This is a genomic window from Rhizobium sp. 01N424 (genome assembly GCF_056399485.1).
Genome location: NZ_JBFTRK010000015.1, coordinates 12,158 through 28,598 on the forward strand (window position 1 = coordinate 12,158; position 16,441 = coordinate 28,598).

The following is a 16,441-nucleotide window of genomic DNA, read 5'->3' on the forward strand; positions in this document are numbered from 1 at the left end:
GACGCGCGGCCGGCGGTTGCTGCCGGCTCCTTACCCCTAAGCTATATCGAGAAGGTTTGAAAAATGGCCACAGCTGGTCAGATCCAGGGTGATGCGAGCGCAGTGGGCGGGATCCGTCGGGCCGATGGTACGACCTTCGGACTCGATCGTGCGCAGGTCCTGACGCTGACATTTTCGCTTCTTGCAGCGAACGCCTTGCTGTCGAAGATCTTCAGCGGCATCGCTCGCGACGGTCTCATCTATTCGATACTGAATACATTCGAAGTGAGTGTCATCGTCTGGGGAGGGCTGTATCTTGGGCTCAAGTTTGCCCGTAGCGTCGAGCCCGAGCCGCTGACCGCAACTGACAAAGCTGTCACAGTCGCGGCGATTGTCGCCTGCTTCCTGCCGCTCAGCCCGCTGACCTGGCCGGTCATGAGTGCAACTGCGATCTACTTTATCTGGGCGAGCAGACAGCGCGCGCAGACGCATATGGGCTGGGTGATGCTGGCGGTGACAGTACCAATGTTTTGGAGCAAGCAGCTTTTCAGCGTGTTTTCGAATTTCTTTCTGGCGATCGATGCTTCGATCGTCGCGAGCATTACCGGCACTACGCGCGTGTCAAACGTCGTCGCGATGCCGAATGGCGCGGGCTACATGCAGATCGCTGCTCCGTGCTCCTCCATGGCCAACGTGTCACTTGCACTTTGCTGCTGGGTTCTCTTCACGCAAGCAACCGATACGCGTTGGAAGCCGGGCAATACCCTCTGGTGCGCGCTCGCTTGTCTGGCGGTCATGTCGATCAACATCTTTCGCATTTCCTTGATCGGATATTTCCCGCAGCATTTCGATCTGCTTCATGGACCGATAGGGTCTTCGGCCGCTTCATGGGCCTCACTCATCGTCGTGGTGCTCATCTGCAATTACGGGGTTGGCCGTGGCAAATCTGCGTCAGTTTAGCATTGTACTTGTCTCTGCGCTGGCGTTGACGTTGTCGATCAAGACATTCGTAGCTGCGTCCGTCATGCGTCCGAGCGGGAATGAGATTGCGCTCACAGCCGGAAAGCTCATTGAGGGGCAGGGGTTCCAGCTCGCGGGACTGAGCACCTTCGCCGGCCGCACTGCGGTGATGGCCCAGAAGGATAGTTGCCTCCTCTATGTGATCCCGGTGTCAGAACAAGGCTGGCATCAGGAGACCGTTCGCACGAGCGTCGTTGCTGGCCAGAAGCTCTATTTCGTCTTTGACAGCAAGGTCTATTACGACAACCAGCCCCGGTGGAAGCCGCTCTTCGAATTCTACTCCAGCTTTGCCTTGGCCCATGCCGGACTTGGGCCCGGATATAGCCCGGTCGTTGCGGTGGTTGCCTCAGACGAGTGCGACGTCAAAAGCATCGACTGGAGCGGCCTGAAGCCCGTTCCTTATTCTCGGGTAGCAGTTCTAATGCATCAGGAAAACGAGGACTATTGAGTGGTTCCCAAACGTCCTCGCCAGTCATTCCTTTCGAAAAAGGCCTCTCCAAAGAAAACCTTTGATGCGGCCCCACGGATAGCAACGTCCATTTCTGGGCCAATACGAACTGAGTGCGACGCAGTTGATTAATTTGTCACGTTTACCACGGGGTGCGCGTCATTATTCTGATCAATAACTGTGCAATTAACTAAAGCGAGCATTATTGGCACAAAATTGTTGCCCGATAACCGGTGGTGGGCTAGGTAAAATTCATGCAATGCAGCAATTAGCGCTTGAGCTGCTCACCGCGATCTTGAATCGCACGTTCAAAGATATTCAGAAATAGCTTCAACCGAGGGATGTGATGACTGATAAAGTTGCGAGCAATGGCAAAGTAGCGCTTATTACTGGCGTTACTGGCCAGGATGGAGCCTACCTCGCGGAATTGTTGCTCAACAAGGGCTACACCGTCCACGGCATCAAGCGCCGCTCATCGTCGTTTAATACCAATCGTATCGAGCATCTCTACGAAGACCCGCATGTCGAAGACCCGCGATTTATTTTGCACTTCGGTGACATGACAGATAGCACCAACCTTATTCGTGTGGTGCAGGAAACCCAGCCTGACGAGATTTACAACCTGGCAGCTCAGAGCCATGTCCAGGTTTCGTTCGAAACGCCGGAATACACGTCGAACGCCGATGGCACCGGTACCCTGCGCCTGCTTGAGGCGATCCGGCTGCTTGGGATGGCCAACCGGACGCGTTTCTATCAGGCTTCAACCTCTGAACTCTACGGTAAGGTCCAGGAAGTTCCGCAAAGCGAAACGACCCCATTCTATCCGCGTTCGCCCTATGCGGCAGCCAAGCTCTACGCATACTGGATTGTCGTGAATTACCGCGAAGCATATGGAATGCACGCGTCCAACGGGATCCTTTTTAATCACGAAAGCCCGATCCGTGGCGAGACGTTCGTCACGCGCAAGATCACGCGTGCAGCCGCAGCAATCCATCTCGGCCTGCAAGATCGGCTTTATCTCGGCAACCTCGATGCCAAGCGCGATTGGGGGCATGCACGGGAATATGTCCGCGGAATGTGGCTGATGCTGCAGCAGGACCAGCCTGACGATTACGTTCTTGCGACCGGTGAGACGCATACGGTGCGATCTTTCGTGGAAAAGTCCTTCAGCAAGGTCGGGATCCAGATCGAATGGCGTGGCGAGGGTGTGGATGAAAAAGGCTACGACGCCAGCAGTGGTGCGTGCGTCGTTCAGATTGATCCGCGCTATTTCCGTCCGACCGAGGTCGATCTTTTGATTGGCAATCCAGCCAAAGCCCACAAGCATCTCGGTTGGCACCATGAGACAACACTCGATCAGCTTGTGGCCGAGATGGTCAGGGAAGATCTCAAGGTTATGGCCCGCAACGTGCCGACCTTGAACGGTCTCAAGAGCTTCACTCATGCCTGAAGCGGTCTATAGTCTGAAGGGCAAGAAGGTTTTCGTTGCAGGCCATCGCGGTATGGTCGGCTCTGCTCTTGTGCGGCGCCTTGCTTCGGAAGATTGCGAAATCCTGACTGCGTCTCGCAGTCAAGTCGATCTCAAGCGTCAGGCCGAAGTCGAGTCATGGATGGAGGATCACCGTCCTGATGCCGTTTTCCTTGCCGCTGCCAAGGTTGGCGGTATCCTGGCAAACCAGACCTATCCGGCTGACTTCCTCTACGATAACCTCATGATGGAGGCCAACGTCATTCACGCGGCGAATGGCGTCGGCGTCGAAAAGCTCCTGTTCCTTGGATCGTCGTGCATCTACCCCAAATTTGCTGACCAGCCGATCGTAGAGGAAGCCTTGCTGACCGGCGCTCTCGAACCCACGAACGAGTGGTATGCGATAGCCAAGATTGCGGGTATCAAGCTCTGCCAGGCCTATCGCCAGCAGCATGGTGCAGATTTCATATCGGCTATGCCGACGAACCTATACGGTCCAGGCGATAATTTCGATTTGAACTCGAGCCATGTCATGCCGGCGCTAATCCGTAAGGCCCATGATGCCGTCAAGGAGAAGCGAAAGGACATGACGATTTGGGGTACTGGCACGCCCCGCCGCGAGTTTCTGCATGTGGATGATTGCGCGGATGCGTGTGTGCATCTCATGAAATCATATTCGGACTACACACATGTCAACGTCGGCTCTGGGACAGACATATCGATACTCGAGCTCACTCGCCTTGTCTGCGCCGCTGTCGGCTTTGCCGGCGAGATAAAGCATGACCTCACCAAACCGGACGGGACGCCGCGCAAGTTGATGTCCGGCGAAAAGCTGGCAGCTCTGGGGTGGTCCGCCAAGATCGGCCTTGAGGAGGGAATCGCGCATGCCTACGCCGCATTTCTAGATGGCGAGTTTCGGGAGGCGGTATAATGAAGGTCGCGTTGAACCGAAGCGAGCCTGTCGAGGCCGAACTTTCAAATCGTACGGCTGGCGAGCGTCACGGCAAGGTCCTTATCTACGGGATGAATTTCTCGCCGGAGATCGCGGGCGTTGGAAAGTACACCGGCGAGATTGCCGAGTATCTTGAGCAGGCCGGCGCAGATGTCACAGTTGTGACGACGCCGCCTCACTACCCTGGATGGCGCGTGCAGCCAGGGTACAGGAACCGGTATTCTTCGACGATTTCTGCTGGCATGAAGGTCATTCGTAGCCCTCTCTTGCTCCGGCAGAAGATGGGTGGAGTCTGGCGCCTCATCGCCCCAGTGACTTTCGCGATCACGTCTGCACCGGTCGTTGTCTATCAGATACTCGCCAAGCGCCCCGACACTGTTTTTTGTGTCGAGCCAACGCTCATTGCCGCGCCGGTAGCGCAATTTGCAGCAAAGCTTGTCGGTGCGCGGACCGTTCTTCACGTCCAGGACCTGGAAGTCGATGCTGCCTTCGCGGTTGGCCACCTCGGGTCGAAACGATGGTTGAAGGCGCTGGGCTATGCCTTCGAGCGATTTTCGCTACGCCGCTTCAACAAGGTCATTACCATTTCCAACCGGATGGCCGAGAAGCTGGTTGATAAAGGTGTTGCTCCAGAACGCCTTTCCGTTGTGCGCAACTGGGTGGATTTGTCGCATATCTATCCGATGGACAGCGTCAGCTCATATCGCGCCGAGCTCGGATTCTCGGGGAGTGACTTTGTGGTTCTCTATTCCGGAAACATTGGCGCCAAGCAGGGCCTGGACGTTCTTCTCGGTGCTGCCAAGGAGCTCACCGGAAACAGACATGTTCACTTCGTGATCGCTGGTGACGGACCCGCCAAGCAGGATCTGATTACAAAGGGCCGCGATCTTGCCAATGTTCGTTTCCTGCCATTTCAGCCCTATGCTCGTTTGAACGAGTTCATGAACCTCGCCGATTTGCATGTCCTTCCCCAGGAGCGCGGGGCAGCAGATCTGGTTCTGCCCTCCAAGCTTGGGGGTATGCTTGCGAGCGGCAAACAGGTGTTGATCACCGCTGACGAAGGAACGGAGCTTGCGGAGTTTGTGGACGGGACCGCAACCGTCATTCCTCCTGGAGACGTTGGCGCAATGTCGGCGGCGGTTACTCGCCTCAGCGCCGCAGGGGTCGATACGCAAAAATCGTCGCGTGCCCGCCTCGTGCAACAGATTTCCAAAGATGGCGAAATCGAAAAGTTGTCGGCGTTGCTGATGCCGGCATGACCGCCGTGACGTCCGCGGTCGCCATCTGAAAAGCAAATCTGGCACGCCCTCACGCGATGGCTGCCGAAATGTTGACATCTTCGACCCCGGCTACAAGCGTTGGCGGCGAAGAGTGCATAGGGGCTTGAAATGCTTCAGACTTTGCCTGGACTTTGGTCCACTGCCCGTTCGCAGACGCCGCGTGGGCGGCTGCTGCGCGGTGTGGTGGCCAATCTCGGCGATAAGGTCTCGATCCTTGTGATCCAGTTGCTGACCATTCCCGTGCTGACTGCGCACTGGGGTGCGGAGGGTTATGGGATATGGCTGATGTTGTGCACTATCCCGACCTATATTCAACTCAGCGATTTCGGGATCGGCACTGCTGCTGGGGTCGAAATAACCCAGCGCACCGCGAATGCGGAGTACGGCGAGGCGCTTGAAATCCTGCACAGCGCCTGGGTCTTCCTGATTTCGGTTGTTTCGGCCATCGCGGCTGTAGCTGTCGCGTACTCGGCTTATCTCTATCTGACGGCCAGTTCGACGGACACAGGTGATTTCGGCCAGAAGAACCTTGCGATCTCGATTTGTGTCTTTGTCATCTACTCGATCGTGGCGACACAGATGAGCCTCCTGTCGGTCGTCTATCGCGCCACGAACAAGTTTGCGACCTCAACGGTCATGAGTGGGACGCTGTTTTTCCTGGAAGGAGCTTTCGCGCTCGTTGCCGTCTTATGTGGCGGTGGGTTGCTGGCTGTAACTGCAGGCTATCTTCTGATCCGTCTGACGGGGTATATCGTCTATCTTGGCTATTTGAAGCGCCTCGAGCCTTGGGTGACATTCGGGTTCGGCTCCGCCAGACGCACAACATTGCGTCGCCTTGCAAAGCCTTCATTCGCTGCCTTGCTTTTGACCCTGTCGAACGCACTCATTCTCCAAGGCACGCTGTTGACGTTGGGCTGGTTCTACAGTCCGGCAGCCGTTGCTGTGTTCGGCGCCGCTCGAACGGTTTCACGCATACCTTTGCAGTTCTCGGGCCTCTTCATCAGGCCGAGCATTCCTGAACTGACCCGAGCAATCCTCAGTGGCAATCATTCGCTCGTGAAACGCATAACAACACTCAATATAGCCATTGCGCTGCTGACGACGATCCCATTCGCCGTTGCGGTCGTCTCCCTTGGCCCAACTGCTCTTGCCTTTCTTTCCCACGGAAAGCTCGATGCGCCGGCACACCTTTTCATTTTCCTTCTCGCCGCCGTTATTGCCAACGCGGTTTGGACCGCGGCCGCTACCCCACTTGTCGCAACAAACCGGCAGTCGGAGTTTTCACATCTCTATGCAGCCGTAGCGCTTTGCGTCGTGCTAGCGCCGACGCTCCTGCAGACCGATCTGGCATCGGTTGGGGCGGCGATCGCCGTTGGAGAGGCAGTGCTTCTCGTTGCAGTTCTTCGAAAACTCATGGTCAGGACCGTCAATAATGGCGGGGATTCCTAGGCCTTTGAAGGAAACGATCGTTAGAAAATGGCTGCCTCGGCGCCAGGAACGGAGAGTTGAAGTTTGAAGGGCCTTGGATTTGTATGGGAAAATTTTGGCCCGATGCATGCAGACAGGTGCGATGCGGTTGCCCGGGAGATCGGCGCGCACGCAGAAGTCATCGGTCTTGAACTCTTTGCCACAAGCAAAGACTATGCTTGGGAAAGTGAGAGCCGGCACAGCTTCCGCAAGGTAACGCTTTTTCGCGACAAGAGCTTCAGTGACGTCCCCGCTCTGACGCTGGCTCTCACCATCGTGCGCGCTTGCAAGAAGAACAAAGTAACAGACGTGTTCTTGTGCAACTACAACGAACCCGGGATCTTCTTGGCCGGGCTTATGCTTCGTGCACTGGGCCGGCGGGTCTATGTCATGGGGTGCTCAAAATTCGACGACCTTGACCGGCGCCTGTGGCGCGAGGTTGCGAAAACGGCGTTTTTCCTCCCGTACCAGGCTGCCATTGCGTCGGGCAAGCGCTCGCGCGACTATATGCGGATGATGGGAATTCGCGAGGAGCGGATATTCACGGAGTATAATACACTTTCGATTGAGCGCATTCGACAGATGGCAGGCAATGTGCCAGCACCGGCGGGGGTATCGTTCGCCGACCGTCACTTCACGATCGTGGCACGCTTCGTTCCAAAGAAGAACCTGTTCGTCGCTCTTGAGGCCTACCGGCTATATTGCGCGCAGTCGGAGCAACCGCGCCCCTTGCACCTTTGCGGGTCGGGCCCCCTGGAGGCGGAGCTTCGTGAGAAGGCCGCGACAATTGCGAGGGGGAAGGTTGTTTTTACAGGTTTCCTTCAGAGCCACGAGATTGCTGGCCAACTATCCTCAACGCTTGCTTTGCTTCTGCCGAGCGTCGAAGAGCAGTTCGGCAACGTCGTAATCGAGGCGCAGGCGATGGGCTTGCCGGTGGTTTTGTCAGACGTATGCGGCGCACGCGACAATCTGGTCAGGTCAGGAAAAAACGGGTTCATTGTCGAGCCCGATAATCCTGAAGGAATGGCCTTCTTCATGAAGTTGCTTGGGACGGACGAGGCTCTGTGGACCAGATTTTCACAGGAAGCCAGCCGCTCGGCCGAGCTTGGAGACGTCAGGCAGTTTGCAAAAGCATCGGCAGCAATTGTGCGCCCCGCTGCTTAGTTGCGCTTATGGAAGTTACAGCTCGCGCAAGCGGGGAATGATGGCATAACGTGGATGGAATAGCGCAGTTGAACAGTCAGTCAAAGCCATTGGACGTCTTGATCGTGGTCCCCTCGATCTCCAGGATTGGAGGTGGGGTGTCCGAAGTCGTCCGGCTCGTCAACTCTGCGCTGCGCCAACATAGTGAAGTCACGACCGAGATCTGGGCATTCGCCGACGCCGAAAGCGAAGCAAGTCTTTCGCTCTACGAGGGAACGCAAATTCGCTTGTTCAGGCCGGTGATCTCACAACGGTTTGGCTTTTCTCCGGAGATGATCGCAGCACTCATCCGCAGACGCCCCGGCTTTGTCTACGTGCACGGTGTGTGGATGTTCCATTGCCTTGCGGTTTACCTGTGGTCGAGGTTGACCGGCGGGAAATATGCCGTCGTGCCGCACGGCATGCTAGAGGGCTGGATTCTTGCACGGTCGCGGAAACTCAAATCCGTCATTTCGCGGACCTATCAAAATGCCTTTCTGAAGCGCGCCGCGTTTGTACAGGCCCTGACAACCAAAGAGATTTCAGATGTGCATGCGGCAGTACCGGGCTGCCGGGATATTCTTATCCCTAATTTCGTCGATATACCAGGCTCGGAGCCCGAGCTTCCAACCTGGTATGATGACAGTCTCAGAGGAAAGAAAATCTATCTCTATTTTGGCAGGATCCATCAAAAGAAAGGCTGTCTTGAACTTTTGCAGGCGTGGCGCAGGGCCTGCGACACGTCGGCTGCGTTCAGGGAGGAGTGCGCGCTGGTATTTGCCGGTTGGGTCGATCAGCTCGACGGCTTTGAGGCGTCCGTTGCTGAATTGTCTTCCAGCTATGGCAACGTGCGCTATGTTGGCCCCCAATATGGAAATGACAGGTTAGCGACGCTGTCGGCTGCCACCTTCGTCATTCTGCCCTCCCACAGTGAGGGGCTGCCTATGGTGATCCTGGAGGGTTGGGCAGCCGGCCGGCCGGCCCTGATGACGGCTGCATGCAATCTTCCCGATGGCTTCACAAAGGGTGCCGCTATAGAAATTACCAATAACGAGGACGAGCTCGCTCACGCGCTAGACGCCTCCTCACGATTGGCGGCCGAGGAAGTGGCAGTGATGGGAGCTGCAGCTCGCGGCCTTGTCAGTTCAAGTTACTCGCGCAGGACCGTCGCAACAGCGCTGGTCAACGCGTTCGGCTCGTATTCATAGCGAGGTGGCGAGGTTGAAAACAGGACATCCCTCCGGCGCCCATCTTTTCTTCCCTGCGGGAAGGAGAAGGGCTTGGTTTTTCTATTTGCTCGCAAGTCTTTTCTTTTCGCTAACGGGTCAGGCCGCTTGGGCTCGAACGCCGGAAATCCATTGGGCGAGCGATCCCGTAAAGCCTGGCGAAACCGCTATGATCATTGGCGAAGGTTTCGGCCGCAGCCCCGTTGTTTCGATCCGAAACTTGAATGACAGACAGGATGAGAGGCACGCGGTATCCATCGTTCAGGGAACAGATACATCGTTGAAGTTTCAAGTTCCGGGGAATTTTCTTTCCGGACAATACGACGTTGAGGTCAAGACGACAGATGGCGCGTCAAATGTGACACTCAATGCACCAGCAGTTTACTGGTCCCGCGCCGAGATTGGCGCCGACGGTAGAGGACTGGTCAGGGTCTTCGGCCGCAACATCGCCCGGACGGCGAGTGCGGCACTTGTTCTCGAAGCAGCAGATGGGCGCCACACCCGGTTGCCGGTCTCGCAGGCAGATCTTTGGGACGGTCGCTTCACTGTCGATAGTCCGATCCCGGCCGGTCTTTACCACGCCAATCTGTGGAATGGTGATGGGTCTGAAGCGGCCGCGCCTGCCATCGCAGACATAAGTATCCAACCACAGCCTGCCATCTCACAAAGGCTCATCACAGTGCCGGCCCGCGACGGAAAGACCGACGACACAGGGCGCATAAATGATGCACTTGCCGCTATGGCACGCGCGGGAGGAGGGACAGTTAGGCTGACGCGCGGGATATTTCTCGTTTCGCAGACCGTTTCAATACCGTCCTTGGTCACTCTGCAAGGCGAAGGAGAGGACCTGACCTCGATCCTTCTTGACGACAAGCAGCCTGCGCCTGATGTCATGATCTCGGGGCGGACTGACTTTGGCATCAGTAATCTTTCGATCGCGGCCGGCCTGCACAACCACATCATCGCAGGTGGCTTCGACGGCAAGCAGCCGATTGCCGACGCGCGAAACATTCAGATCGATCGGATCCGCATTCGCGCCAATCAATATTACGGTCATTTGTCCGGCGAAGATATCAAGCAGCGCCTGGCAACCGCGCTTCGCTGGAGTTCCGGCGGCCCTGATGCCATCAGGCTAAGCGGCAGCAACCTCAGCGTCACAAACTCGGACATTCTGTCCTCCGGGCGCTCGCTCTACCTGAATTCGGCGCGCGACAGCCGCGTTGCCGGCAACAAGCTCTATAATGGGCGCTACGGGTGGTACTCTATCTCGGTTTCGAACAATCTCGTCTTCGAGAACAACGCCGTGATTGGCGCCGATCTGCAAAGTACCGGCGGTGGCATCAACACGTTGTTTTCTGCCGGCCAACCTTTGTCAAAGAACATTATATTTAAAGACAACAGCTTCACGCGGTTAATGGGATGGGACCGAGAGGCGATGACATCAGATGGGCCGGGCGGCTGCTATGCCGGGCCAGTGCAATCCGATGGACCAGACCGCTTGCAGATTTCCAGCGCCAGCATCGATCCGGCAAAGCTTGCGCAGTGTATCGGCGGGGACGTCATATTTTTGACTGGTCAGGGACGCGGAGTTGTGAAACGGATAGCCGCCACAGATGAGACCGGTGGAATAGTGCTTGAAGAGGGCGTCCCGGCGACTGATCAAAGTACTCAGGCCGTGGTCGGGCCAGCGCAAGAAAACTATCTCATCATCGGAAATCACTTCGAGGACACCGGCGCGCTCCAGTTCTTCGGCACCTCGATCAACCACGTCATCGCCGACAACACATTTGAGCGAAGCGATGGGATCTTCCTGCGGGGTCTGAAATATCGAGAGCTCCAACCACTGATCTATGTTCAGATTTTGAACAACACAATTGCGAGCGCCCCTATCGGGCGGCGAGGTCTGATTCAGATCAGGACGCAACCGCCGAGGGATGCCAGCGCGCCGTTGATCATTGGCGTCGTCGTTCGTAACAACAAGCTTTTAAGTAATGGCTCCATTCAGCTATTGGGATCTGACAATAAAGGGTCCGGCCTTGAGGATATTCTCATCGAAGGAAATTCGATCGCGCAGTCGGATGTGGGCATCCTCGCTGACCAGTCGGTCTCGCGCATGCTTCTGGCCGGAAACCTGTTCGACCAAGTTAAGAACAAGATTGTAGACAAGTCACAAAAGCCATGATGATCAAGCGTTCAGCGACGGCAGGCTGGGCACCCCATAGTTACCAAATAAAGGGTTTACAGTGTCACCTTTAGATGCGTCAGTGATAAACGCCCGTGAGGGTGGTCCGAGCTTCCCGCTTCGCCACCGGATGACGAGGCTTATCTGGATTGCGGTTTGGGTTGTCTTCGCTCAATGGACGCCAGCACCCATGTTCGCCTGGCGGCGATTTATCTTGCGCCTGTTCGGCGCGAAAATTGCTTCGACCGCAAAAGTCTATCCTGGCGTTAAAGTCTGGTACCCATCAAATTTAACAATGCACGATCACGCCTGCCTGGCACCGGACGTGATTTGCTACTGCATGGACATGATCGAACTTGGGCCCTATGCCCTCGTCTCTCAGGGTGCGTATTTATGCGGCGGCACCCATAACATCGACGATCCAAACTTTCAGTTGCAAACCAAGCCGATCGTGCTCGGGGCGAACTCCTGGGTCGCTGCGCAAGCGTTCGTTGGTCCTGGAGTTCGGATCGGCGAACATGCGGTCCTTGGCGCGCGCGGTGTGGCTTTCAAGGATCTCGAGCCTCATATGGTTTACGCTGGCAACCCTGCCGTTCCCCTTAGAAAGCGGAAATCCTAACATCTGGGCGGAGACGTTGGAAAAAGCGTTTCTGGACAGTTTGCCTGAAAATCGTTGCATCATATTTCACAAATGGCTCGAAAGTGCCGAATCTTCCGGAGACTGCTAGAATGGCCGACATCGCTGTCGTCATACTGACCTACAACGAAGACCAGCACATCGAACGCGCAATCCATTCGGTGAAACGGATTGCTCGCTCAATTCACGTCATTGACTCCTTTTCGACCGACCGGACAGTAGAAATTGCGGCCAGTCTCGGAGCAGAGGTGTTGCAACACCCCTTCAAAAACCAAGCGGATCAGTTCGAATGGGGCCTGGAGCATATTGCAACCGAAGCCACCTGGATTTTCCGCATGGACGCGGACGAGTATATTGAACCGGACCTGGCCGCTGTGATTGAAGCAGATCTTGTAAAGCTGCCTGGGACCGTCAACGGCGTTACCTTTGATCGCAAGCACATCTTCCTCGGACGGTGGATCAAGTGGGGCGGGCGTTATCCTCTGCGATTGCTCAGGACGTTTCGCCGGGGGTTTGGGGTGACTGAGCAGAGATGGATGGACGAGCACATATTCGTCACAAGCGGTGACGTCGTTCATTTCAAAGGCGGTTTCGCAGACCATAACCTGAACGACATTGGCTTCTTCGTGGACAAGCACAACAAGTATGCAACCCGTGAAGCGATCGAAATACTCAATCAGAAATACGACTTTCTCGGTTCCGGCGCGGCCGGCGCCGGCTCGACCTCGAAGCAAGCCGCGTTGAAGAAATGGGTCAAATACAAGGTTTATAACCGCTTTCCCTACACGCTATCGGCATTGAGCTATTTTTTGCTGCGATACGTTGTGCAGTTGGGTTTCCTTGATGGGAGGGAGGGTACGACCTATCATTTCCTGCAGGGCTATTGGTACCGGTTCCTGGTCGGTTCCAAGGCGATGGAGCTCGAGCGGTCGATAGCGAACCTCAGGGACAAACAGGCGATCAAAGGTGAACTTAGGAAGCTCACGGGCCTTTCACTTTAGTTGTTGGATGTCGGATAAGTCCGCCGGTCATTGCACTTTCGCAGGCGCGTAGCAACAGATCACAAGTTTGTGCTTCACGAGCCCATCGCGTCGCATCGGCAATGAAGCCACGCGTGTGAGACCTAAGCTAGGTTTTTTAAACACGCGTTTTCCTAATACAACAAGATTAGCGATTGGCCCTAAGTGGCTAATTGTTGCTCTGCGCCCCGGGGGATTATCCTGTTCGATGCAGCAGAGGGAGGCTGCCGGGGCTGGATCTCGCTGATCGAACAAAAGTGCATCAATTCACAACATCGATAAAATTGTCGCCTTTTGCTTCAGCCGATTTCAAGCAGGCCCCGTTACGTTCGATCCAACAGAGATGAACAGGGGTAATCAAATGGCAGCTTTGTTTCGGAGTGCGCTTGCAACAGGACTGATGATTGCCATGATGGCGTCGACGGCAGTGGCCTTGCCCCGCCTGCCTTCGCCCAAAGCCAACCTCCCGGTCAAGCCGGCAAGCCGACTGCTGGAAGCGAATGAACAGCCGACCCCGATCGGTTACGTCATGTTCTGCATGAATTACGCGGCGCAGTGCAAGCGCGTTGCGGGCGGCCGGCGACTTACACTAACCGACCGCACCTGGAGCCTGATCAGTGGCGTGAACCGAAGCGTTAACGAACGCATCGCACCTGACGCCCAGAAAGGCACAGTCGATTGGTCTTTGACTACGACATCGGGCAACTGCAATGACTATGCGGTCCAGAAGCGCGACGAATTGATCCGTCTCGGTGTCGCGCCCGCGGCCTTGTCGCTCTCGGTGGTCGTCACCCCACGCAATGAAGGCCATCTCATTCTCACGGTCAGGACGGATCAGGGCGACTTTGTACTCGACAACCTCCGCAACAGCATCGTGGCATGGAACCGCACCGGCTATCGCTGGGTCAGCGTCCAGTCGAGCAGCAATCCGAACGAGTGGGTCAAGGTCGTCTCCGAGACCTGATTGGATCGCCAGCGCCGCCTCAGATGGAGAGGGCGATTGTGCCTCCTCCCGCCATGGCCTAATCTGCTTCTCAATCGAGTCTGATTTTGAGGGCATCCAATCGAATGCGTTCGGCCATATTGGCATTTCTTGCCGTGTCGAGTTCCCTTTCAGGTGTTCCGGCTTTCGGCCAATCGGACCTGCCCGTCCTTCCCCTAGCGTCTCCACAGCAGCGTGTCATAGTGCCCGCCACGATGGGGGTGATCGTCAACGGTAATGATCCGCAGTCAGTCGAGCTCGGAACCCGATATGCAGAGCTGAGAGGCATTCCGCCCTCAAATATCATCACGCTAGCTCTACCGCGTGTAAACTATATCGCGCGCCATCTGTTTGTGCGCGAAATCGCCAAGCTGCAGAGCGCGCCCGCCTATCCCGGCCTTGCAGCCTATACCTTGGCTTTCGACAAGCCTTACCGCGTCGATTCCAATCAATCGATCACCTCGGCTTTCTCGCAAGGGATCGAAACAATGTCCTGGAAAGGCAATTGCAATGTCACGCCGCGCAATGCGGACGCGGGCGCTGCTGCGGGGGCTTCGCTTCAGGCAAGGCCATCAATGCTTCTTTATGGCGGCGGCGGGGCCAGTGATAGTCTGGCCCTCGCCGAGCGCGGCGCAGCGGCAGACATGACTGACCCCGAAGGCACTGTTTTCCTGGTCAAGACAGGCGACAAAGCCCGCTCCGGTCCTCGCGAAGCGTCCATGGATCGTACGTCGGCCGAACTCGCCAACGAGGTCGCGATCTCGGTCGTCAAAGCGCAGACGCTGTCGGGAAAAACGGACGTATTAGCCTACCAGACCGGGCTGGCCGTTTTGAAGGATCTGGAGACTCTTCGCTTTCGTCCAGGCGCCTACGCAGACCATCTGACATCATACGGGGGAGCTATTGCCGATGAGCGGCATCAGACCCCCATCACCGCGCTCATAAGGGCCGGCGCCACGGCGTCCTTTGGAACCGTTCGGGAGCCGTGTAATTTTCCTGGCAAGTTTCCCGACCCTGTTCGCGTTCTTTCCAACTACCTCCGTGGGGACAGCATTCTGGAGGCGTATTGGAAAAGCATCGACATGATGACGGAAGGGTTGCTCGTCGGCGAGCCGCTCGCGCGTCCTTTCCCCGTTGCTGACGCAAAGCTCAAAGGCTCGACCGTCACGCTTATCGCCAACAGACATAGCCGATCCTACCTGGAAGAACGTGAAGCGATTGGGAACAAGGATGGCGGCGAGGGCATTGTCCAGTTCGGCCTTTACGCCGTGGAAAGTGGGACGCCGCAGTTTCTGGCGGAGTTTTCCTATGCTCGCTCAATGAAGCCTGGCGATGAAATCGGTCAGGTCAACCTCGGACCGAGCAACCATAGTAAGATCATGCTGGCGATCATGCCGCTTCCAACTGGGGCTGGGCCAAGGCCTGGAAATGGCGGCTAAGTTTGCAGCCCTGTTCACGGTCGTCGAGATCGCCGGTCTGTCGCAAACACCGAGGATTGATCGGAAGATCGTCGACGTCAGCGCCAGATCTCAGAAACCCTGGCCGCGCGTAAGCTCGGAGCGGATGGTTCCAAGAAGGATCACCACGTCGAAGAGAAACGAAAAGTTTTCGACATAGTAGAGATCAGCATGAACCCGCGCGCGAGCCTTTGATGCACGATCGGTCGGCCCGCGCAGGCCGCGCATCTGGGCGAGACCCGTCAGTCCAGGCCGCATGACGTGCCGGCGATGATATTCCGGCACGAGATCCTCATAAAGCACGCCGCTGGCAAGCATGCCGATAGCGTGGCAGCGGGGACCAACGAGCGACATGTCGCCGCGAAGCACGTTGAAAAGTTGCGGAAGCTCGTCGAGGTTCGTCTTCCTGAGGAACGCGCCTACCCGGGTGATACGGGGATCGTTCTTGACGGTCTGCCGCACACCGGTTGGATCTCCGGCGTCGTTGCGCATTGAGCGGAACTTGTAGATCTTGATCTTCGTGCAGCCGCGTCCCCAGCGAAGCTGCGTGAATAGCGGAGAGCCCTTACTTTCGAGCCGGATCAAAAATGCAATAATGATCAGCACCGGTGCCAGGATAAGCAATGCTGAGCCAGAGACCGCGACATCGAGCGCCCGCTTGAGAGCAAACTCAATCTTGCGAGCGGCCGGGACACTCGGTTTTCCAGCATAAGCGAGCGAATTCTCGTTCGCATGCGGGTAAGAGATTTTGTCAGCCTCAAATATAGTGCTTTGGCTATCTTTGGTCGCAGCTGTCAGCATTTCGGGTATACTCTGCTCCTCTTACGGCTGCAAAATCCATACTTTAACTGAAGCTTCGCGTCACCCGTTAAATTAACAGAAGGTTAATTCGCGCCGTCTATTTTTGGGAACGTTGTTGCGTTGCAGCAACCGTGGGTGCGCAAAAGCCCCTGCAAGGGCAGTAACTTACCGCTAAAGTGTTAGATTCCCGGCATTTGCATGACAATCGCACCACGGCACGAGCGTGACGCTGGCGAAAGGCTCACGTTACGTCACCTGTGACTGCCAGTGAGCTTTTGAAGGATAATTAACTACCTCGTTTCAGCAAATATTGGAGGTTCCCTGCCACAACTTTTGGAAAC

Annotated in this window: 14 protein-coding genes; 13 read left to right on the top strand and 1 reads right to left on the bottom strand. The window is 56.2% G+C overall.

The window, feature by feature from the left end; genetic code table 11:
* The first annotated feature begins 63 nt into the window (after positions 1–63).
* The 13 genes from AC1DNK_RS26435 (at position 64) to AC1DNK_RS26495 (ending at position 15,281) form a co-directional block, all read left to right on the top strand.
* Positions 64–939, top strand: coding sequence for an exosortase/archaeosortase family protein (locus tag AC1DNK_RS26435; RefSeq protein ID WP_477944065.1), 876 nt, complete (start codon positions 64–66; stop codon positions 937–939).
* Complete coding sequence (locus AC1DNK_RS26440) at positions 917–1,447, top strand: hypothetical protein (protein WP_477944066.1); 531 nt, start codon at positions 917–919, stop codon at positions 1,445–1,447. The genes AC1DNK_RS26435 and AC1DNK_RS26440 overlap by 23 nt, the downstream gene beginning before the upstream one ends.
* Positions 1,448–1,793: 346 nt before the next feature.
* Positions 1,794–2,897: a GDP-mannose 4,6-dehydratase gene (gene gmd / locus AC1DNK_RS26445; RefSeq protein ID WP_477944067.1), complete on the top strand. Its 1,104-nt coding sequence runs from the start codon at positions 1,794–1,796 to the stop codon at positions 2,895–2,897.
* Positions 2,890–3,846 carry a GDP-L-fucose synthase gene (fcl, locus tag AC1DNK_RS26450; RefSeq protein ID WP_477944068.1) on the top strand — a complete coding sequence of 319 codons (957 nt, stop codon included), beginning with the start codon at positions 2,890–2,892 and terminating at the stop codon, positions 3,844–3,846. Before gmd ends, fcl begins: the two co-directional genes overlap by 8 nt.
* A complete protein-coding gene (locus AC1DNK_RS26455; RefSeq protein ID WP_477944069.1) occupies positions 3,846–5,126 on the top strand; it encodes a WcaI family glycosyltransferase in 1,281 nt (426 codons plus the stop codon). Before fcl ends, AC1DNK_RS26455 begins: the two co-directional genes overlap by 1 nt.
* A 129-nt stretch (positions 5,127–5,255) precedes the next feature.
* On the top strand, positions 5,256–6,596 hold the full coding sequence (locus AC1DNK_RS26460; protein ID WP_477944070.1) for a lipopolysaccharide biosynthesis protein: 1,341 nt from the start codon (positions 5,256–5,258) through the stop codon (positions 6,594–6,596).
* A gap of 63 nt (positions 6,597–6,659) precedes the next feature.
* Positions 6,660–7,778 (top strand): glycosyltransferase family 4 protein, encoded by a 1,119-nt coding sequence (locus tag AC1DNK_RS26465; RefSeq protein WP_477944071.1) that lies wholly within the window; start codon positions 6,660–6,662, stop codon positions 7,776–7,778.
* A 137-nt stretch (positions 7,779–7,915) separates the two neighbouring features.
* The gene (locus AC1DNK_RS26470) at positions 7,916–9,004 is read left to right on the top strand and encodes a glycosyltransferase (RefSeq protein ID WP_477944072.1); all 1,089 of its coding nucleotides are present in this window, start codon (positions 7,916–7,918) and stop codon (positions 9,002–9,004) included.
* Between the two features lie 13 nt (positions 9,005–9,017).
* Entirely contained in the window at positions 9,018–11,204 is a 2,187-nt protein-coding gene (locus AC1DNK_RS26475; protein WP_477944073.1) for a glycosyl hydrolase family 28-related protein, read from the top strand.
* 190 nt (positions 11,205–11,394) lie between these two features.
* On the top strand, positions 11,395–11,823 hold the full coding sequence (locus AC1DNK_RS26480; protein ID WP_477944074.1) for an LbetaH domain-containing protein: 429 nt from the start codon (positions 11,395–11,397) through the stop codon (positions 11,821–11,823).
* Positions 11,824–11,933: 110 nt separating this feature from the next.
* A complete protein-coding gene (locus AC1DNK_RS26485; protein WP_477944075.1) occupies positions 11,934–12,842 on the top strand; it encodes a glycosyltransferase family 2 protein in 909 nt (302 codons plus the stop codon).
* Positions 12,843–13,221: 379 nt separating this feature from the next.
* Positions 13,222–13,824: a transglutaminase-like cysteine peptidase gene (locus AC1DNK_RS26490; RefSeq protein WP_477944076.1), complete on the top strand. Its 603-nt coding sequence runs from the start codon at positions 13,222–13,224 to the stop codon at positions 13,822–13,824.
* A 104-nt stretch (positions 13,825–13,928) separates the two neighbouring features.
* The gene (locus tag AC1DNK_RS26495; RefSeq protein WP_477944077.1) at positions 13,929–15,281 is read left to right on the top strand and encodes a TIGR03790 family protein; all 1,353 of its coding nucleotides are present in this window, start codon (positions 13,929–13,931) and stop codon (positions 15,279–15,281) included.
* Positions 15,282–15,371: 90 nt separating this feature from the next.
* Here AC1DNK_RS26495 and AC1DNK_RS26500 read toward each other — a convergent pair whose 3' ends face one another.
* A complete protein-coding gene (locus AC1DNK_RS26500) occupies positions 15,372–16,100 on the bottom strand; it encodes a sugar transferase (protein WP_477944078.1) in 729 nt (242 codons plus the stop codon).
* Positions 16,101–16,441: the final 341 nt, after the last annotated feature.

Coding starts and splice junctions, on each gene's coding strand:
- fcl (WP_477944068.1), top strand. CDS start 2,890: ATGCCTGAAGCGGTCTATAGTCTGAAGGGCAAGAAGGTTTTCGTTGCA.
- AC1DNK_RS26500 (WP_477944078.1), bottom strand. CDS start 16,100: ATGCTGACAGCTGCGACCAAAGATAGCCAAAGCACTATATTTGAGGCT.
- AC1DNK_RS26495 (WP_477944077.1), top strand. CDS start 13,929: ATGCGTTCGGCCATATTGGCATTTCTTGCCGTGTCGAGTTCCCTTTCA.
- gmd (WP_477944067.1), top strand. CDS start 1,794: ATGACTGATAAAGTTGCGAGCAATGGCAAAGTAGCGCTTATTACTGGC.
- AC1DNK_RS26460 (WP_477944070.1), top strand. CDS start 5,256: ATGCTTCAGACTTTGCCTGGACTTTGGTCCACTGCCCGTTCGCAGACG.
- AC1DNK_RS26455 (WP_477944069.1), top strand. CDS start 3,846: ATGAAGGTCGCGTTGAACCGAAGCGAGCCTGTCGAGGCCGAACTTTCA.
- AC1DNK_RS26485 (WP_477944075.1), top strand. CDS start 11,934: ATGGCCGACATCGCTGTCGTCATACTGACCTACAACGAAGACCAGCAC.
- AC1DNK_RS26490 (WP_477944076.1), top strand. CDS start 13,222: ATGGCAGCTTTGTTTCGGAGTGCGCTTGCAACAGGACTGATGATTGCC.
- AC1DNK_RS26435 (WP_477944065.1), top strand. CDS start 64: ATGGCCACAGCTGGTCAGATCCAGGGTGATGCGAGCGCAGTGGGCGGG.
- AC1DNK_RS26480 (WP_477944074.1), top strand. CDS start 11,395: ATGTTCGCCTGGCGGCGATTTATCTTGCGCCTGTTCGGCGCGAAAATT.